Annotated in this window: 15 protein-coding genes; 2 read left to right on the top strand and 13 right to left on the bottom strand. The window is 61.3% G+C overall.

All coding sequences use genetic code 11. From position 1 onward, the window contains the following. Positions 1 to 145 precede the first annotated feature (145 nt). From G9X67_RS24545 to G9X67_RS24525, 5 genes are all read right to left on the bottom strand, one after another. Positions 146 to 3,067: an aminotransferase gene (locus G9X67_RS24545; protein ID WP_138332165.1), complete on the bottom strand. Its 2,922-nt coding sequence runs from the start codon at positions 3,065 to 3,067 to the stop codon at positions 146 to 148. A 113-nt stretch (positions 3,068 to 3,180) separates the two neighbouring features. Further along, on the bottom strand, positions 3,181 to 4,065 hold the full coding sequence (purU, locus tag G9X67_RS24540; RefSeq protein WP_138332166.1) for a formyltetrahydrofolate deformylase: 885 nt from the start codon (positions 4,063 to 4,065) through the stop codon (positions 3,181 to 3,183). A gap of 216 nt (positions 4,066 to 4,281) precedes the next feature. Beyond that, positions 4,282 to 5,301, bottom strand: a complete 1,020-nt coding sequence (locus tag G9X67_RS24535) for an acyltransferase (RefSeq protein ID WP_171599902.1) — start codon at positions 5,299 to 5,301, stop codon at positions 4,282 to 4,284. A gap of 161 nt (positions 5,302 to 5,462) precedes the next feature. Continuing rightward, positions 5,463 to 6,746: a hypothetical protein gene (locus G9X67_RS24530; RefSeq protein ID WP_171599901.1), complete on the bottom strand. Its 1,284-nt coding sequence runs from the start codon at positions 6,744 to 6,746 to the stop codon at positions 5,463 to 5,465. Between the two features lie 2 nt (positions 6,747 to 6,748). Next, positions 6,749 to 7,798: a glycoside hydrolase family 5 protein gene (locus G9X67_RS24525; RefSeq protein ID WP_171599900.1), complete on the bottom strand. Its 1,050-nt coding sequence runs from the start codon at positions 7,796 to 7,798 to the stop codon at positions 6,749 to 6,751. 135 nt (positions 7,799 to 7,933) lie between these two features. On the opposite strand from G9X67_RS24525, the gene G9X67_RS24520 reads away from it, so the two are divergent. After that, complete coding sequence (locus G9X67_RS24520) at positions 7,934 to 9,544, top strand: GumC family protein (protein WP_171599899.1); 1,611 nt, start codon at positions 7,934 to 7,936, stop codon at positions 9,542 to 9,544. 60 nt (positions 9,545 to 9,604) lie between these two features. Further along, on the top strand, positions 9,605 to 9,937 hold the full coding sequence (locus G9X67_RS24515; RefSeq protein ID WP_171599898.1) for a hypothetical protein: 333 nt from the start codon (positions 9,605 to 9,607) through the stop codon (positions 9,935 to 9,937). A 6-nt stretch (positions 9,938 to 9,943) separates the two neighbouring features. Here G9X67_RS24515 and G9X67_RS24510 read toward each other — a convergent pair whose 3' ends face one another. From G9X67_RS24510 to rfbF, 8 genes are all read right to left on the bottom strand, one after another. Beyond that, the gene (locus tag G9X67_RS24510) at positions 9,944 to 10,618 is read right to left on the bottom strand and encodes a GNAT family N-acetyltransferase (RefSeq protein WP_171599897.1); all 675 of its coding nucleotides are present in this window, start codon (positions 10,616 to 10,618) and stop codon (positions 9,944 to 9,946) included. A 22-nt stretch (positions 10,619 to 10,640) separates the two neighbouring features. Beyond that, complete coding sequence (locus tag G9X67_RS24505) at positions 10,641 to 11,399, bottom strand: CmcI family methyltransferase (RefSeq protein ID WP_171599896.1); 759 nt, start codon at positions 11,397 to 11,399, stop codon at positions 10,641 to 10,643. Between the two features lie 32 nt (positions 11,400 to 11,431). Beyond that, positions 11,432 to 12,580: a DegT/DnrJ/EryC1/StrS family aminotransferase gene (locus G9X67_RS24500; protein WP_171599895.1), complete on the bottom strand. Its 1,149-nt coding sequence runs from the start codon at positions 12,578 to 12,580 to the stop codon at positions 11,432 to 11,434. Positions 12,581 to 12,656: 76 nt separating this feature from the next. After that, a complete protein-coding gene (locus tag G9X67_RS24495; RefSeq protein ID WP_171599894.1) occupies positions 12,657 to 13,895 on the bottom strand; it encodes a glycosyltransferase family A protein in 1,239 nt (412 codons plus the stop codon). Next, positions 13,892 to 14,434, bottom strand: coding sequence for a dTDP-4-dehydrorhamnose 3,5-epimerase (rfbC, locus tag G9X67_RS24490; RefSeq protein WP_138332175.1), 543 nt, complete (start codon positions 14,432 to 14,434; stop codon positions 13,892 to 13,894). The genes G9X67_RS24495 and rfbC overlap by 4 nt, the downstream gene beginning before the upstream one ends. Then, a complete protein-coding gene (locus G9X67_RS24485; RefSeq protein WP_171599893.1) occupies positions 14,431 to 15,666 on the bottom strand; it encodes a class I SAM-dependent methyltransferase in 1,236 nt (411 codons plus the stop codon). The genes rfbC and G9X67_RS24485 overlap by 4 nt, the downstream gene beginning before the upstream one ends. Next, entirely contained in the window at positions 15,663 to 16,727 is a 1,065-nt protein-coding gene (gene rfbG / locus G9X67_RS24480) for a CDP-glucose 4,6-dehydratase (RefSeq protein WP_171599973.1), read from the bottom strand. The genes G9X67_RS24485 and rfbG overlap by 4 nt, the downstream gene beginning before the upstream one ends. Continuing rightward, a complete protein-coding gene (gene rfbF, locus G9X67_RS24475) occupies positions 16,718 to 17,491 on the bottom strand; it encodes a glucose-1-phosphate cytidylyltransferase (RefSeq protein WP_171599892.1) in 774 nt (257 codons plus the stop codon). The genes rfbG and rfbF overlap by 10 nt, the downstream gene beginning before the upstream one ends. Positions 17,492 to 17,674: the final 183 nt, after the last annotated feature.

The raw sequence follows: 17,674 nt of genomic DNA, 5'->3' as shown, positions 1-17,674 counted from the left end.
TTCGTTAAATTCGCATGACAGAATCGAAGTTCGATCGATCACCGCGGCAGACATAGGAAGCCTTGCTGTATCAGGCAATGCCCCGTTTCATTAAAAATCGAAATGCCTCGAAATGACCGATTTGGTTAATGCTGGAAGCCCTGGGTCACCAGCCTTCTTCGAGCACCTTCTCCAGCATGTCCGCGAAAAAATCCGCGCTTTCGATGCTGAGGCAGAGCGGTGGTTTGATCTTCAGCACATTTTGGTGATCGCCGGTCGGCTGCATGATGACGCCGAGTTCGAGAAGCCGGTCGCAAATTGCAGCCGTCTCTTCCGTCGCCGGCTCCAGCGTCGTTCTGTCGCGGACGAATTCGAGGCCGAGATAGAGGCCCATGCCGTGCACGGCGCCTGCAATCGGATGGCGGTCGATCAGCGCGGCGAGCCGCGCCTTCAGATGATCACCGACCGTCCGGGCATTTTCCTGCAGCTTTTCCTCGGCCATGATGTCGAGCACCATCATGCCGGCGATGCAACTGACCGGACTGCCGCCGGTGGAAGAAAAGAAATAACCCTCCTTCTCCAGCGATTGCGCGATCTCCCGCGTGGTGATGACGGCGCCGAGCGGATGGCCGTTGCCCATGCCCTTGGCGATGGTGATGATATCGGGCACCACCCCTTGCTGCTCGAAGCCCCAGAAATAATGTCCGAGCCTGGAATAACCGACCTGCACCTCATCGGCGATGCAAAGGCCGCCGCGGGCGCGCACCTGCGCATAGATTTCCCTGAGATAACCGTCCGGCAGTGGAATGCCGCCGGCATTGCCGTAGACCGATTCGCAGATGAAGCCCGCAAGGCCGTTGCCGCCGGCGTCGATCGCCTCCAGCACCGGCGTTACCGTGCTGAGATAGTTTGCCGCGGTATCGGGACCACGGAATGCGCCGCGATAGGTATTCGGTGAAACGACGGCATGCACCCAGTCCGGCCGGGTGGTCGGTGCCTGCGGATTGTCGGCGATCGAGGTGGAGACGGCATCGCTCGCCGCCGACCAGCCATGATAGGCTTCGAGCAGGCAGAGCATGTTGCGCGCGCCGCTATGGGCTTGCGCCAGCCGAAGCGCCAGATCGTTCGCCTCCGAGCCGCTGTTGACCAGGAAGACCGCGTCGAGCCCGTCCGGCGACAGGGCGGCGAGGCGTTCGGAAAATTCCGTGATCGCGGCATAGTGGAAGCGTGAATTCGTGTTGAGCCGCAGCCATTGGGCGTGGATTGCTGCCGCGAACCTGGGATGGCCATGGCCAAGGATGGTGACGTTGTTGACCATGTCGAGATAGGCGCGGCCCTCGACATCGAACAAATGTTCCTTCCAGCCGCGCTCGATCTGAGGCGGCGCGGCATAATAATTCTTCTGCGGCCTTGCGAGATGCACCCGCCGCCTGGCGAAGAGCTCGGCGGTTTCAGCTTGCGGCGCATCTGCTTGCGGGCTGAGAAGCAGCGAGGGCGAAGGGCAGAGCACCGACCAGGCCGCCGCCGCGCGCGGTGAGGCAAAGAGCGGCGGTTCGAGACCGGCGACGCTGCAAAGCTGGACGCGCAGCCCGCCGAGCGACGACGCCTCTCCGAAAACCGTGCCGAGCGAATCGCCGGCGGCGATCTCGGCTCCATCGTCGACCGAGAGGTCGAGCCCATCGAGATGCAGGGTCATGTTGTCGCCGGCGAGCGTCAGATGCTGGTCCTTCCAGCCGATGCGGCCGGCAAAGGGCGCGGCAATCGCGCTGCCTGCGGCAAGGCATATGTCGACATGCAGGGCGCAGGTCGCCTGTCCCTTCGCGGTTCCCGCGAGGGAAAGCCGATATTCGCCGTAGCGCGTCGCCGCCGTACCGTTTTCAGTTGCCATGCGGGCAAGCAACCGCCAGTCCATGTCGGTATTCAGCCAGTTGCCGGCGGAAAAATGCGGGCTCCGCACCCCAAGATCGACATAGGCGATCCCGGCGGGATCGATGTCGGGCAGCAACGGCAGCCATCCCGATGTTTCCGGCGCGGCGACATCTGCGCCGGCTGCCTTGAGGATCGCGGCTTCCATGAGATCGAAGGGAACCGACATCGCCGTATCGAAGATCGCCCGCTCGCGGTCGAGATTGTCGCGGACATAGTCATTGTCGGGATCGACCGAAATCTGCTGCTCGCCGCTGGCGACCAGAATGACCGCGCGTGCGACGATCAACGGCCAGAGCGCCTTCAGTTCCTCGTCGCTCAGCGGATAGATCGCCTGATAGGCGGTGACGGCGGGCAGGATATGAAAAGGGTCGCCATCTGCCTGATGCAGCAGCGAAGCGCAGGTGACGGCGAGGTCGCCGACCAGCCAGCCGCGGATGATGTCGCCGAAATCGATCACCCCGTCGGGGATGATATGGCCACGGGCGTCACGGTGGCCGACGACATTGTCGCCGGTGACGTCGTGATGCACGGCCTGCAGCCGAAGCGACGGCGCCAACGGCTGGATGCGGCGAACGGCCATCACCATGGTCTTGGCGATCCGGTCGCGCGCCGCACCGTCGGTGATGGCCGAAAGCAGCTGCACGGCAACGGGACCTGCCCGTCTGAGATCCCATTGCAGGCTGCGGTCGAGACCGGGATGGTCGAAATCGGCAAGCGCCTGCGCCAGCCTGGCGCAGAGCGCGCCGAGGGCTGCAACGGAAGCCGGCGCCAGATAGGTCAGCTCCGTCAGCCCATGGCCTTCCAGATATTCCAGCAGCCGGACCTGATAGCCCTGCCCGCGCACGGTAAGGACGACGATCTCCCGCCCGTCATTGGTGGCGATCACCTTCGGAACGCGCGGCGCACCTTGCCTGCTTTTGAGGTGACGGATCGCCGCATTCTGTGCTTCGAGCTCGCGGATCTCGTAGGCGGCATGGCAGATCTTCAGGACGTAACGACCCCTGTCGCTATCGACGCGATAGTTTCGATCCTGCTGGCTGCCGAGTTCGGCAAGCGTGCCGGAGAGGCTGTAATGAGCAAGGAGGATCTCTTCCGCGTCGATGGCGGTCACGTCGGGTCGCGGCAGCGCCATGCGATCAACAAGCGCCTCGTCGGTCATGACACCCCTCCCGCAGCATGATTCGATTACCTATTGAACGAGATAATCAAGTACTTGCCGCTAGCAGGCAACGGGGATTGTCGTTTGCCAGCAAAAGAGATGCAGGGCTGCGCTCAGCCCATGCGTTCGGAGGCGTAGCCGCCCGGGCTTGCCGGGAAGACCACGGTGCGGTTGCCGTTCAGGAAGGTGCGGTGATGGATATGGGCGTGGATGGCACGCGCCAGCACCTGGCTTTCGACGTCGCGGCCGATCGAGACATAGTCGTCGGGTGACTGCGCATGGGTGATGCGCGCCGTATCCTGCTCGATGATCGGGCCTTCGTCGAGATCGGCGGTGACGTAATGCGCCGTCGCCCCGATCAGCTTCACGCCGCGGCCGTAGGCCTGCTTGTAAGGATTGGCGCCCTTGAAGCTCGGCAGGAAGGAATGGTGGATGTTGATGATCCGGCCAGACATTTTCTGGCACATCGCATCCGAAAGCACCTGCATGTAACGCGCCAGCACGATCAGTTCGGTGCCCGTCTGTTCGACGATATCCATGATCTGGCCTTCGGCCTGCAGCTTGTTCTCCTTCGTCACCTTGATGTGGTGGAAGGGGATGTCATGGTTGACCACGACCTTCTGGTAATCGAAATGGTTGGAGACGACGCCGACGATATCGATCGGCAGCGCGCCGATCTTCCAGCGGTAAAGCAGGTCGTTCAGACAATGGCCGAAGCGCGACACCATCAAGAGCACCTTCATGCGGGCATTGCCGTCATGGATCTCGGCATTCATGGCGAACCGCTTGCAGATCGGCTCGAAGCCTTCCTTGAGTTCGGCAAGCGGCACGCCTTCCTCGGAGATGAAGCTGACGCGCGTGAAGAACCTGCCGGTATCGAGATCGTCGAACTGCGAACTATCGATGATGTTGCAGCCCTTGTCGGCCAGATAGCTCGAAATCGCCGCCACGATGCCGCGCGTCGACTTGCAGGATACCGTCAATACGTAACTTGTCATGTCTTTCCCTCTTCCCTCTCCAAGGCCGCCGCTGTGCTTAGATCAAAGCCCGGACCGCGAATAGGCCGGCGCACTTTCATTCATGCGACAAATTGCAAGATAAACCATCACGTTTGTGCAAGTTCTGTCATTGCTCAGTCTGAAGCTTAGGAGAAGTTGCGCGAAAAACTGTACCGTCAGCGCCGCTTGGATGCGTATTCTCGCCTTCGACGCGCTTTAGGCCGGCGGCCGGCTCGCCACCGCAACCTTCCGGCGGCGCGGTGAGGTAATCTCATGGATGATCGCACCGCCGATCGACGAGAGCACCAGCGAGAGGATGACGAAGAGCACGGGCTGCTCCAGGATGCCGATCGGCAGGCGATCGGCGACGACCCTGAGAAAAGCCAGGGTGAAGGCGTGGGTGATATAGATGCTGTAGGAGCAGTCGCCGAGATAGTTCAGCCATCCGATCAGCGGTAGCCTGGAAAAATCGATGGAGATCGCGCCGTAGACGATGAAGATCGCCGGGATTCCCCAGGCATAGAACCGGCTTTCCGGTGGCATCAGCGCCTCGTTGATGAAGAGAAACGCAAAGCCCATGGCAAGGGCCGCCCAAGCCCAGCGGTTCGGCAGAAGCACCTTCTGCCCATAGAGCCAGCCGAGCACGACACCGGCGAGGAACTCCAGCATGATCGGTTCGCCGTAGAACCGGGTCACAGTCGTTTCCGGCAGCAGTCGGCAGGCGATCAGGATGACGGCAAAGACGGCAAACATCACCGGGATGCGCCGAGCTTCCTGTAGCGGCAATAGCAGCGCGAAGACGAAATAGAAGAACATTTCGTAATTCAGCGTCCAGCCGGGAACGACCACCGGCGTGATCGTGCTCGGATCGGCAGGATTGCTCCATGGCAGGAAGAATAGCGAGGCAATGAGATGCGGCAGGTCGAACACCGTCGATTTCAGCAATGATGGAGCAACCAGCGCCACCGTCGCCGAAAACAGCGTCGCCAGCCAGTAGAGCGGCACGATCCTCTTGATGCGCCGGCGGGCGAAATCGATCGGGCTCATCGCGCGTCCGCTGGTCGTCAGCCACATCACGAAACCGCTCAAGATGAAGAAGATGTCGACGCCGGTTTCGCCATAGACGAAGGCGGTGGCATCGACTGGGGGATTGACCTTGGCAAGCTGCAATACCGCGTGGAAATAGACGACCATCAGCGCCGCGATGGCGCGCAGATATTGAAGCTGGACAAGCATCGAGCGTCTTGCTCCCCTAGAGCATGATGCCGAAAAGTGTGCAGCGGTTTTCGGACGACATCATGCTCTAACTCTTTAATTGAGAACAGGATTCAGATTTTAGGCCGATCCGGCCTAAAATCATCCTGTTCTAGGGCTCACGCGGCGAGGTGCCGCTGCGGTCAACTCAATACATCTGCCGGACGACCCTGCCGGATGCGCGGGCTGTCGTGGAAGCGCATATATCCGACGACGAACCAGAGGAGACCGGCGATCTTCATCGAGAAGACCGCGGTTCCTCCAATCATCATATTCAGAAAAATGAAAAGAGAAAGTGAATGGGCGCAGCGCCGCTGCGCCGCCGTGCGCCCGGCGGGAAAGAGGCAGACGAACAGCCATAAGGCGATGACGCCGAAGATCGTCGCCGCGTAGATCAGGTAGACATAGCCGCTGTCGGCGAATTCGGCGACCCGGTCGACCGAAAGCCCGAGGACGGCGAGCGGATCGAGCTCCATGATCTTCTTCATCGTCAGGTTGATGCGGCCGGTGAAGTTGTCGCCGGTCGCGTTGGGTTTCAGGACGTAGACGAGGAAGCCCGCGGCGACGATCAGCGGCATCAGCGCCAGATTGAAATTCTTCGGGATCTTCGGAAAGACGAAATAGCCGATGATGCAGGCAAAGCAGAAGATCAGCATCGTGCGCGTGTCGTTCGTCACCAGAATCAGCACGGCCGTGCCGATCATCAGCAGCCGGTCCCAGCGGCCGAGCTTTTCCCACATGGAAATCAGGTAGACGGCGATCACACCGCAGAAATTGGCAAGCGACACCTGCTCGAGGAAGATCGACGAGGAACGGTGGTCGATGATGCCGAAGGAGAAGCGCTCGGGAAAGCCGAGCGCATTCTGGAAGAGACCCGTCGTGTTGTAGCTCAGCGGCAGCAGCCCGCGCGTATTGGCGAAATAATCGGACGGGTGGACGATGCTGACGTAGAACGGCACGCTGACGATCTCGAAGATTAGGAAGATCATGACGGCAAGGCTTGCCCAGCGAAAGGCGAGCTTCATCGTTTTCTCGTTGCTCCAGCCGCCGAGCCCGGTAAAGCAGAAGATGATCAGCACGTTGCGGAAGTGATCGATGAACAGCATGCGGTTGAGCACGCTGACATAGATGGTCACGATGAGCGTGAACAGCAGGAACAGGAAGGCCGGAAGGTCGGTCTCGTAGATCCCCTTATGCAGGATATAGATGATGGCACTCGCCATGATCAGGCCTTCGCTGGCGGCGACATGCGTCATCGAAAGCGGCACGATGTTGTGGTTGATGAAGGCGAGAATGCCGTTGTAGAGCACGGAAAGCAGGCCGAGCCAGAGCACCGTATGATCGGTGCGCGATGATGCCGCGCGGGCGGCATCGAGCCGGTTGCCGGCCACGGTAAATGTTGCTGTCCTCTGATCGACGACCGCCATGCTCATTTCCCCGCAGGCTTGACGGCGGAGCAAGTGCCGGCACCGGCTTTTGCCACCTCGGCAAGAAGCCGCATCTGCGGCCGATCAGGACCCTTGCGCGGCTGGACGTTGAACGGCTCGTTCGCCGGCCACCAATCGCCGGCCGCCCAATAGGACCAGCCGAGCCAGACGTCGCTATTACCAGACATGGTGGCGTAGATTTCGGTCAGCCCGCTCATGCAGTCCTTGTCGGCGGAGGCCCCGAATTCGCCGAGAAAGCCGCGCTTGTGGTTCTGCTTCAGCCAGGCAGTGACGCCGTTGATCGCCGCGACCGCGGCGCCGGCACCTTCGCAGGTCGGATGGGTTCCGGAGGAATCGGCGTCGAGATACTGGTGGACCTCATAGGCGTAGAAGTCGAGCGGATCGCGCACGCCGAGCATTACCGTGCCGTTGGCGCCGCCGATCACGTCCTTTTCCCAGCTGCCCGCGCCGCTCCATGCCGTGCCCGGCACCAGGATGAGGTTGCGGGCGCCGACGGCGCGGATGCTGCGGATCGCGGCATTGGCCGCATCCAGCCAGTCCGTCGCCTTGATGTCGTGCGGTTCGTTCATCAGGCCGAAGAGAACGCCGTCCTGATTGGCGAATTCGACGGCGAGCCTTGCCCAGAAATCCCCGAAGGCGGCATCTGTTGCCGGCGCCGTGCCGACCTGGGTCTTGTCGTAATAGCCGAAATTATGCGGGTCGAGCAGAACCGCCATGCCGTGTTTGCGGATCAGGCCGATCGTATCTTTGATACGCTTGAGCTCGTCGTCGTCGAGCCGCCCGCCGAGTGCGGGCTGCAGCCGCTCCCAGCGGAAGGGCAGCCGGATGATCGTCATGCCTTTTTCGGCGAAATAGCCAATCGTGTCTTCGCTCGGATAGATGTAGTTGGTGCCGTAGGTGCCGCCGCGTTCGCCATATTCGCCGCCGGACAAATTGACGCCGCGGTAGCAGGGGGCCTCAGCCGCAAGGGCCGGCGACGGGATCAGAGCGGCCGCAAGCAGCAGCGCTGTCAGATGTCGTGTCGTCTTCATGGGCATCCTCGCTATCGCGGCAAATCGCAACATTGGCGTCGCTGCGCTTATTTTAACGGTCCGTTAGCTAAGAATTTCTAAAGTATCGGCACCTCGGCTTCAGTCTTTCACGCTGGGCAGGACACGAGTGCGCGTATGAACCAGTATGACAGGAACAGGGTAAGCCGGCTCCCTGGCTGGCGCAGTTTTGAGCCATCTCAGACTGCGCCGGAAGGCGTACGCATGCGCAGTCCTGTCATCCGCCCGGATGATTTCGCCCGGCCTTCACCTGAACCCGCCCCGCCCCCCTTCGTGCCGCCGCCAAGCATTGCGGAAACCCGCCAATATGAGCGTCCGGCGCCTCCTCTGCCTCCGAGACAGCCTGTCGTCGACGCGCCGCCGAATGCAGAGCCCGCGCCTGCCGCACCGCTTCTCGACCTTCGCTCGAGTATCGCCGCGATCTGGAGCTGGCGGCTGATCGTGTTTGGCCTGGCGCTTCTCGGAGCTCTCGCCGGCGGGGCGGTGGCGCCGCTGATTGCCCAGAAGTTCACCGCCGTCAGCAGCCTCTATTTCGATCCGCGCCAGATCGGCCTGGCCGACGCCAGCGCGCAATCGTCGGGTCCCTCGCCGGAAATGATCTCGGCGCTGATCGACAGCCAGGTGCAGATCCTCACCTCGGGCAATGTGCTGCGCCGCGTCGCCGAGGCCATGAAGCTCGACCAGGATCCTGAATTCACCGGCGGCCGGACGGATGGCGCTGCCGTGATCGGCACTCTGCAGAAGGCGCTGGTCATCACCCGTGAGGCCAGTACCTATGTCGTCTCGCTTGCTGCCACGACCAACGATCCCGAAAAATCCGCAAGGCTTGCCAATCAGGTCGTCACTTCCTTCACCGAGGAAGAGAATAGCGCCTCGAACGGCATCTACGAAAACACCTCGTCGACGCTCGATGGACGCCTCAACGACCTGCGCCAGAAGGTGCTGGAGGCCGAGCAGGCCGTCGAAACCTTCCGCGCCGACAACGACATGGCCGCGACCGAAGGCAACCTGATCTCCGATCAGCGGCTCGTCTCGCTGAACACGCTGCTGGTGACGGCGCAGGAAAAGACCATCCAGGCGAAAGCGCGCGCCGATGCCGTCGCCAATCTCCGCGTCGAGGACATCGTCGCCGGCAACCAGACGGAGGGTGGCGTCACCTCGCCGCTCGTCAGCCTGCGTCAGCAATATGCCACCCAGGCCGCCGCCGTCGGCAGCCTCGAAAGCCAGATGGGCACGCGTCATCCGCGCCTGCAGGCGGCCCGCTCCTCGCTGCAGAGCATATCAGGCGAAATCAGGGGCGAATTGCAGCGTCTCGCCACTTCGGCAAGGGGCGAATACGAGCAGGCCAAGTCCGCCGAGGACAGCATCGCCAAGGAGCTTGCCGTGCAGAAGGCGCTGCACGCGAGTTCGTCGGACAAGCAGGTGGAATTGAACGAATTGCAGCGCAAGGCGACTGCGGCGCGCGATATTTACGAGACGGTGCTGAAGCGCTCCAGCCAGACGAGCGAGGAGCAGAACCTCAACCAGAGTAACATTCGCGTCATCTCCCCGGCCGAGCCGCCGGTCAAGGCCGACGGTCCGGGAAAGAAAATCCTGCTGGTCGCCGGCATCATCGGCGGTTTTCTGGCCGGTTTTGTCGTCGGCGCCGGCTTTGCAATCCTTGCCGGCCTCTTCGGCCATCCCGTCATCAGAAGTTATTTCAGGAAGTCGCCTGCTGCGGCAGCTTGATGACGATGCTGAGCTTTCCTACATCGTCAGAGCGGCCACCACGCCGGCAGGAGAGTTGCCATGCGGCTTGTGATGATGCTTCCCATATTGCTCGTTGCCGTGTCCGGCCTTGCGCCCTCGTCCGCCCTTGCCGTCGACTGGACGAAATCCGTCGATTCGGGCGTTCAACCCCTCTATCCCTATAAGGGTCTTCCCGGCGTCAAGGCGCAGCCGGACAAGAAGGAAGAGGAATCCTACAATTGCCGCACCGAAACCGTTCAGATCCGCCGCCGTTATGACGAAATCTTCCGCTCGGGCGGCATGCCGACGCTGATGTATGTCTGCGAACGCGACGGTTTCATCTCGATGGACGACAAGGTTCCCCTGCGCGGCCACTATCAGCCGGTGCGGTGAGGGGCTTCAGGCGGTCAGCAAAGCCGATGGATGCGCCCGCCGGAAACGTTCGATCGGAAGCTTCATCCTCAGATAGTCGAAGCCGGCATTCGCTTCCGTTCGATCGACGATCGAATATTTGATCATGCCCTCTTCTTCCGTGCGCCGCAGCGGCAGGCTTTCGGCCGCCGCAAAGCCCAGCCGCTTGTAAAGGCCGATCGCTTTTTCATTGTGGGAGAAGACGTGCAGCTCGGCGGTTTCGACCCCAAGCCCGGAAAACATCCACTCCAGCAGTGCCATGCCGCAATGGAACATCAGGTTGCGAGTATCGCTCGTCCGGCCGCGGATGACGTTGTCGAATTCGGCCGAGCCGGGCCGGATGTTACAGATGCCGAAATTGCCGAACCGCTTTCCGCCTGGATCGCAAATGACGAATAGGATTCGGTCGGCGACGGGCAGTGAGATGGTTTCGAGCCACCGCCGTGTGCGTTCCTCGGTGGCGCTAAACTGGGTGAGGAAAAACGGCATCGACTGGTTGCGCCACGTCGTCAGGTCGTCGATCAGGCCGGGTTCGGCAAGCATCGACCTGTCGATGCATTGCAGGTCGCCCACGTGCCTGCCGCTATCGTCCCTGATCGGAAGTCGGAGCCGTCTGGCCGGATCCGCATTGTCCTTGAGGCTGACGATATCGACCTGCGCCATGAACGACTATCCCTGATTCCGCTCACGCCTTGCGGCAGATGCAGTAGCCGCCCGGCGAGGAAGACAACACGAGCTTGCCGTTCAGAACCGGATCGACTTCGAAGCGGTCGGTTTCCGCCAGATAATCGGTGACGGCCTTCAGTGGTTCGTTGCCGCGCAGCCAGACCTTGGAGCGCTTTGTGAAGGCCTGTTCCTCCGTCAGGTGGCCGATGAGCGTGTCGGCGACGACGAGGTAGCAGCCTTCCGTCACCAGCGGACCGTAGGCGCGGCATTCCGCCAGAACATGCTCGTAGGAATGGTCGCTGTCGAGCACCACCATCACGCGGGCGCCCGGCGGGATCTCGGCCTTCACGGCGGCAAGCACGTCGTCGTCGACGGAACCGCCCTGGATCATCTTAATCCGGCTCGACATCGGATGGGATTCGATCGACTCGCGATTATGGGCGCGGATGTCGATGTCGACGCCGACAACCTTGGCCTTGTCGTTGCCCATGGCGGCGAGGATCGACGCCATGAAGATCAGCGAGCCGCCGCGCGCAATGCCGGTTTCGATGATGACATCGGGCTTGGTCGCCCAGATGACTTCCTGGGTCGCCAGGATATCGACCGGAAGCTGGATGATCGGCACGCCCATCCATGACCAGAGATAGAAATAGTCGAACTTGTCGAGCCCGATCAGCGTGTTCAGCGATTGTTGGAAACTTGCGTCGTCCTTGCCGAGTGCAAGCGACATTTCCCGCTTGTGGGCTTCGAATTCGAGACGATCGTCCTTCGTGGTCATGACTGTTCTTTGTCCTTCGCTGTAGGGCTGTCTTAGACCGACTGCCGCAATGCCGTGCTGTTGTGGTAGATCCGCCCGGCTGCCACATCGAGCAGCGTTGCCGCGACCCGGTCGATATCGGCTTCGCTCATGTCGTGATAGCTCGGCAGGTTGATCGCGCGGCCCGGAATGCTCCAGGCGTTCACGTTCTCGGGCCGATCTTCGAACATGGAGAGGCTGGAGAGGGGATAGAAGAAGACGCGCGCGTCAATATTGGCGGTCTCGAAGGTCTGCTGCATCATCTCGCGGGTAATGCCCGTCGACGGATGGAAGACGGCGGTCGGCATCCAAGCGCCGTTGATCGTTCCGGTGTATTCCGGGTTCATCGTGATGCCGGGCAGGGCCGAAAGCCGGGTCATGTAGGAGGCCAGAATTTCGCGCTTGCGGTTGACGAGTTCCTCGATGCGCTCGAGTTGGGCGCATCCGATGGCCGCCTGGATGTTGGACATCTTGTATTTGAAGCCGACCGCATCTGGCCAGAACTGCTTTGTCTGTCCGCGAGCCCGGCCGTGATTGCTGAGCGTCAGCACCTTTTCGTAGAGTGCCGCGTCATTGGTGACGAACATGCCGCCTTCGCCTGTCGTCATCGTCTTGGTGCCGTGGAAGGAGAAGGTGCCGAAGGCACCCATCGAGCCGGCGCGGCGACCGTGCCAGACGGAGCCGACCGCTTCGGCCGCGTCTTCGATCACCGGAATGCCCGTCCGCTTGCCGATTTCCAGCAGCGCGTCCATGTCGCAGAGATTGCCGTAGAGATGCGTGGCGATAATGGCCTTGGTCTTCGGCGTGATATGGCGCTCGACCTCCTCGGGATCAATGCACCACGTATCGGCGAGAACATCGACGAAAACGGGTATTGCGCCGAGGTGGACAATAGGGGAAACGGTCGCAACCCAGTTCGTATCGGCGAGGATCACTTCATCGCCGGTGCCGACGCCGAGCGCTGCAAGCCCCATGTGCATGGCGCCGGTGCAACTCGAGGTCGCGATCGCAAAGCCGCTGCCGAGATAGGTTTTGAAGTCGCGTTCGAAGCGGTTGAGGTAGTCGTAGCAGCGCGCGCCCCAGCCTGTGGCGGCGGCATCGGCCGCATAATCCGTTTCGAGCTGGGTGATCGAGGGCTTGGTGTAGAAGATCCTATTTGTCATGCCGCTAATTTCTGTTGAATTGAAATCAAGACGCAGGCGCCTGCGACGATGCTAGTTTTTGAAACTGCCGCGAGGTTCACATGATGATGTGCCGGGCGACATCGTGCTGGTGGAACACGAGATTGGGCAGGTAGCCGAGTGCTACGAAATATTCCCGGTCGCTGTCGGCGCTGACGAAGACGGCGGTGCTTTCCAGCGGGCTGTCGCTGAGTTTCACCGTCACCTTCACCTTTTCGCTGAGGCCGAGTTCGCGCATCAGGCCTTCGAGCGCGGTGATTTCCGGGAAACCGCCGAGAAGCAGCGTATCGATGCCGATTGCCGAATTCACTTCGCTCACCAGCGTCTGGATGGCGATCATCAGGGGCAGCCTTTCACGGAAACTGCGAATTTCCGGGTGGTCGAGCATCCCGCCCCACATGATGCGGGTATAGAGCTCATAGGCCTTGATGAAGTTCTTGCTCTCCGCCCACAAGCGGCAGGCGACCGCCATGCGATTGAGCGTGAAGATCTTGCACATCTCCTCATATTTGAGACGCGTCTCGGGCGTGAGGGACAACGCCCCGCGCCTGACGGCCATATAGAGAAAATATTCAAGCCCGCCGCGATAGCGATCCCAGCTCGTCATGACGTCGTTGGTGCCTTCTTGCGGGCGGTCGCGGGTGATCGCCGAATTGACGATGGAGCGGTAGAACGGCCGCTGCAGGAAGGTGACCGCGCCCTGATCGAGGAAATGCGCAAGGAACGGGAACGGGTAGAAGCAGAATTCTCTCGGAATCCAGGCCGACCGCAGGGCTGACGAGCGATAGATCGCGATTTCCGGAAAGATGTGGCCTTCGCAGACATACTGGAAGACGTCGCCGAAACTTCCGTGCGGAAACTTTCGGTCCTCTTCGACATTGTAGAACTTCCTGATGTCGGTTTTGGCAACTTCGTCGTAGAAGAACCACGGCGCATGGGCGCAGGTCACCTCCTGATTGTTGTCGAGATATCTGATGGTGTCGGCCACCGCATCGGCAATCAGGATGTCATCGTCGGCGAGATAGATGAGGTATTCGCCCTTGCCGAGGCGCAGAGCGCTCGTGACGTTTGCCTGGGCGCCGGCATTGGTTTCGCGCTTGCAGTAGCGGATCGGCAGCCCGCGGGCGATGAATTCCTCGACCACCTGCTGCGTGCCGTCCGTGGAGGCATTGTCGCAGATGACGATCTCGAAGGGAAAGTCGAACTTGTAGTCGTTCTCGCAGTAGGTCAGCGCGTTTCTGAGATGGGCTTCGCGGTTATAGGTCGGGATGCAGATGCTGAGTTTGATACCGCTCAAAGGCTTGTCTCCTGGTCGTAGCTGTCAAGCGCGGCGTCGCGCTCGCTGATGATGCTCGGCGTGAACGGCCAGGCGATGGAAAAGGCGGGATCGTCCCAGCGGACGCCACGGGCAAGCTCCGGTACGTAGGCTTCCGACATCTGGTAAAAGAGTTCGCAATCATCCTCGAGCGTCAGGAAGCCGTGTGCGCATCCGGCAGGTATGTAGAAGGCGTTGTGACTGATGGCATCGAGCTCGACGGAGGCCCATTTGAGATAGCTCGGCGAATCCGGCCTCAGATCGAGCGCCACGTCGAAGACCCTGCCGCGCGTGGCGCGCACCAGCTTCACCTCCGGCCGCGGTTGGGCTTGGTAGTGCATGCCGCGCAGCGTGCCGCGCTTGTGGTTCTGCGAGACATTGCACTGCGGGTAGACGGGCATGAGACCTTGCGCCGCAAAGCTCTGAGCGTCGAAGGTTCGTGCGAACATTCCCCGGTCGTCGGAGCGCGCATCGACTTCCACGACAAAGGCACCCGAAACCGCAGTCGGAAGGAATTTCATCCGAGCACCGTCAGTTCCGGCACGGCAACGGCGAAGCGTCCGCCCCAGGCGCCGATCCTGTTGTTGGCCGCAACGACCTCGTTCTTGATGTTCCAGGGCAGGATGAGCACGTAATCCGGCTGCGTCTCGTCCATCTTCTCCGGCGCGTAGATCGGCAGCTTGCTGCCCGGCAGGAAATGCCCCTGCTTGTGCGGATTGCGGTCGACGACATATTCGATGAGATCGGTGCCGACGCCGCAGAAATTCAGCAGCGTGTTGCCCTTGGCGGCAGCGCCATAGGCGGCGACCTTCTTGCCGTTGCGTTTGGCTTGTTCGAGGAAGGCGAGCAGGCCATCCTTGATCGGCGCCACGCGGTTCTGGAAGGCCTCGTAGATCTCGACCTTGTCGAAGCCGGCGGCCGCCTCATCGGCGCGCACCTTGGCAAGTCCGTGGCCGGTTGCGTGAGCCGTGGACGTTGCACGGCAGGCAAGCACGCGGAGACTCCCGCCATGGGTCGGCAGTTCCTCCACGTCGAACACCTTGAGGCCGTGCGCTGCGAAGACCTTTTCGACGGCCAGCAGCGACAGATAGTAGAAATGCTCGTGGTAGACGGTGTCGAACTGGATGTTTTCCATCAGCCGCAGCAGGTGCGGGAATTCGACGCTGACGACGCCGTCCGGCTTCAGTACGGTCGAAAGCCCGCCGACGAAGTCATTGATGTCAGGCACGTGCGCCAGCACGTTGTTGCCGATGACAATGTCGGCGGCAAGGCCGCGGGAGACGAGATCGGCGGCCGTTTCCCCGCCGAAGAAGCGCGCTTCCGTGGGAACGCCGATCTGCCGTGCCACTTCCGCAACGTTCTCGGCCGGCTCGATGCCGAGCACCGGCACGCCGGCTTCGACGAAATGCTTGAGGAGGTAGCCGTCATTGCTCGCCACCTCGATCACCTGCGATGTCTCGCTGAGGCCGAAGCGCTTGCGCGCCATGATGGTAAACTGGCGGGCATGCTCCACCCAGCCGTCGCTGTAGGAGGAGAAATAGGCATAGTGGCTGAAGATATCCTCCGGCGGAACGAAGGCATCGGCCTGCACCAGCCAGCATTCCGTACAGACGAAGGCGCGCAGCGGATAGGATGGCTCGGGTAGTTTGAGCTGCTCCTCCGTCAGATAGGCATTGGCGAGCGGCATCGAGCCCAGATCGACGAAACGATGTTTCAGCGGAGCATCGCAAAACCGGCAATTATGCGCTGTCATGATACTGTTTCCTCATAAGCCGCGATCTGCCCGAGCGAGAAGGCGCGCATGTCGGCTCCCTCGCGATTGGCCTTGTACCAAGCGGCTGTCCAGTCGATAGTCTGTTGCAGGCTGAGGCGCGGACGCCAGCCGATGGCGGAGAGCGCCAGTGCCGAACTCAAAGTAAGGGCAGGCGCTTCCGGAAGATGGTTTCCCGGCGCCGGCTTCCAGACGTCGTTCACGCCATGAGCAAGGCCGAGCGCCTCGGCAAGTTCGCAGACTGTCGCGAAGTTCTGCGGGTCTGGGCCGAAATTGAGCGCTTCGGGCAGCTCCTGTTCGCCGGCAAGTGTCAAGGCCTCGGCAAAGGCGAGATAGCCGCCGAGCGGCTCCAGCACATGCTGCCAGGGGCGGATCGCTTCGGGATAGCGCAGCAGGATCGGCTGGCGGCTTTCGAAGGCGCGGATGAAGTCCGGGATCAACCGGTCTTTCGACCAGTCGCCGCCGCCAATGACATTGCCGGCACGTACCGTCGCAAGCCTGATGTCGCGCCCCTTGAAGAAGCTGTCGCGGTAGCTCTGGACGACGAGTTCGGTGCAGGCCTTGGAGTTGGAGTAGGGGTCCTTGCCGCCCAGCAAATCCGTCTCTACGAAAGGAAGGCCGCTGCCGTCGTTGGCATAGACCTTGTCGGAGGTGACGACGAGAGCCGTCTTGACCGAGGGCGTTTCCCGCACCGCATCAAGCACGTTTGCTGTTCCCATCACGTTGGTCGCGAAGGTTTCGGTCGGGTTTTCATAGGAGCGCCGCACCAGCGCCTGCGCTGCCATGTGGATGACGATTTCAGGCTCGAAATCGATGAAATGCTGCTTGAACGTCGCCGCTTCGCGGATGTCGGCGATGTGGTGGCCCTGTCCGTTCCAGGGCGCAAGCCGCCCATAGAGCGAGGGATTGGTCTCGGGTTCGAGCGAGACCGCCGTCACTTCCGCACCGAGCTTTTCCAGCCACAACGACAGCCAGGATCCCTTGAACCCCGTATGTCCCGTCAGGAACACGCGCCTGCCATTCCAGAAGTCCGTCAGGCCCATAGCTTCCACGGTGCCTTTCCGGAACTCCAGAGCTCCTCGAGCTGGTTGCGCTCGCGCAACGTGTCCATCGGCTGCCAGAAACCGTCATGCTTGAAGGCGGCGAGTTGGTTGTTGGCGGCCAGCCATTCCAGCGGCCCGGCTTCCCAGATCGTGTCGTCGCTCGGGATGAGATCGACCACCGAAGGGTCGAGCACGAAGAAGCCGCCGTTGATGCGCTGGCCGTCGCCCCTCGGTTTCTCCACGAAGGAGGTGATGAACTGCCCCTCGATATTCGTGGCGCCGTACCGTCCGGGCGGGGTTACCGCGCACATCGTCGCCTTGAGGCCATGGCTGCGATGAAAGGCGACTTCGGCGGCGATATCGATGTCGCCGACGCCGTCGCCATAGGTCATGCAGAACGGTTCGCCGGGTGTCAGATGATCGCGAACGCGCCCGATGCGGCCGCCGGTCATCGAATACATGCCGGTATCGACCACGGTCACGCGCCAGTTCGGTCGTGTGCCGCCGTGATAGTTGATGCTGTTGGAGGCGAGGTCGACGGTGATGTCGTTGTGGTGCAGAACAAGGTTTACGAAATATTCCTTGATCATATAGCCCTTGTAGCCGGCGCAGATGATGAAATCATTGAGTCCGTGATGAGCATAGATGCTCATGATGTGCCAGAGGATCGGCATGCCGCCTATTTCGACCAGAGGCTTGGGTCGGATACTGGTCTCCTCGGCAAGACGAGAGCCAAGGCCACCGGCGAGAATTACGACTTTCATCCCAAGCGAACTCCAGAGTGTCTAGTCAGGTTTCCCGACCACCCTCAGAGTCGCCCGGGGCTCTTTACAGGCGGAACGGCCGTATGTTCATCCTTGCCCCGGTATCCGATTTCGTTCTTGTGTGAGGCTTGCGGGGGTGTCGGAACGGGCCGCCGCGCGTTTCGCAGGCCGTGCGTTGAGCAA

The organism is Rhizobium sp. WYCCWR 11152 (assembly GCF_013087615.1).
Taxonomy (GTDB): Bacteria; Pseudomonadota; Alphaproteobacteria; order Rhizobiales; family Rhizobiaceae; genus Rhizobium; species Rhizobium indicum.
The sequence above is the reverse complement of the archived record's forward strand: the minus strand, read 5'-3'. Positions and strand labels throughout refer to the sequence as shown.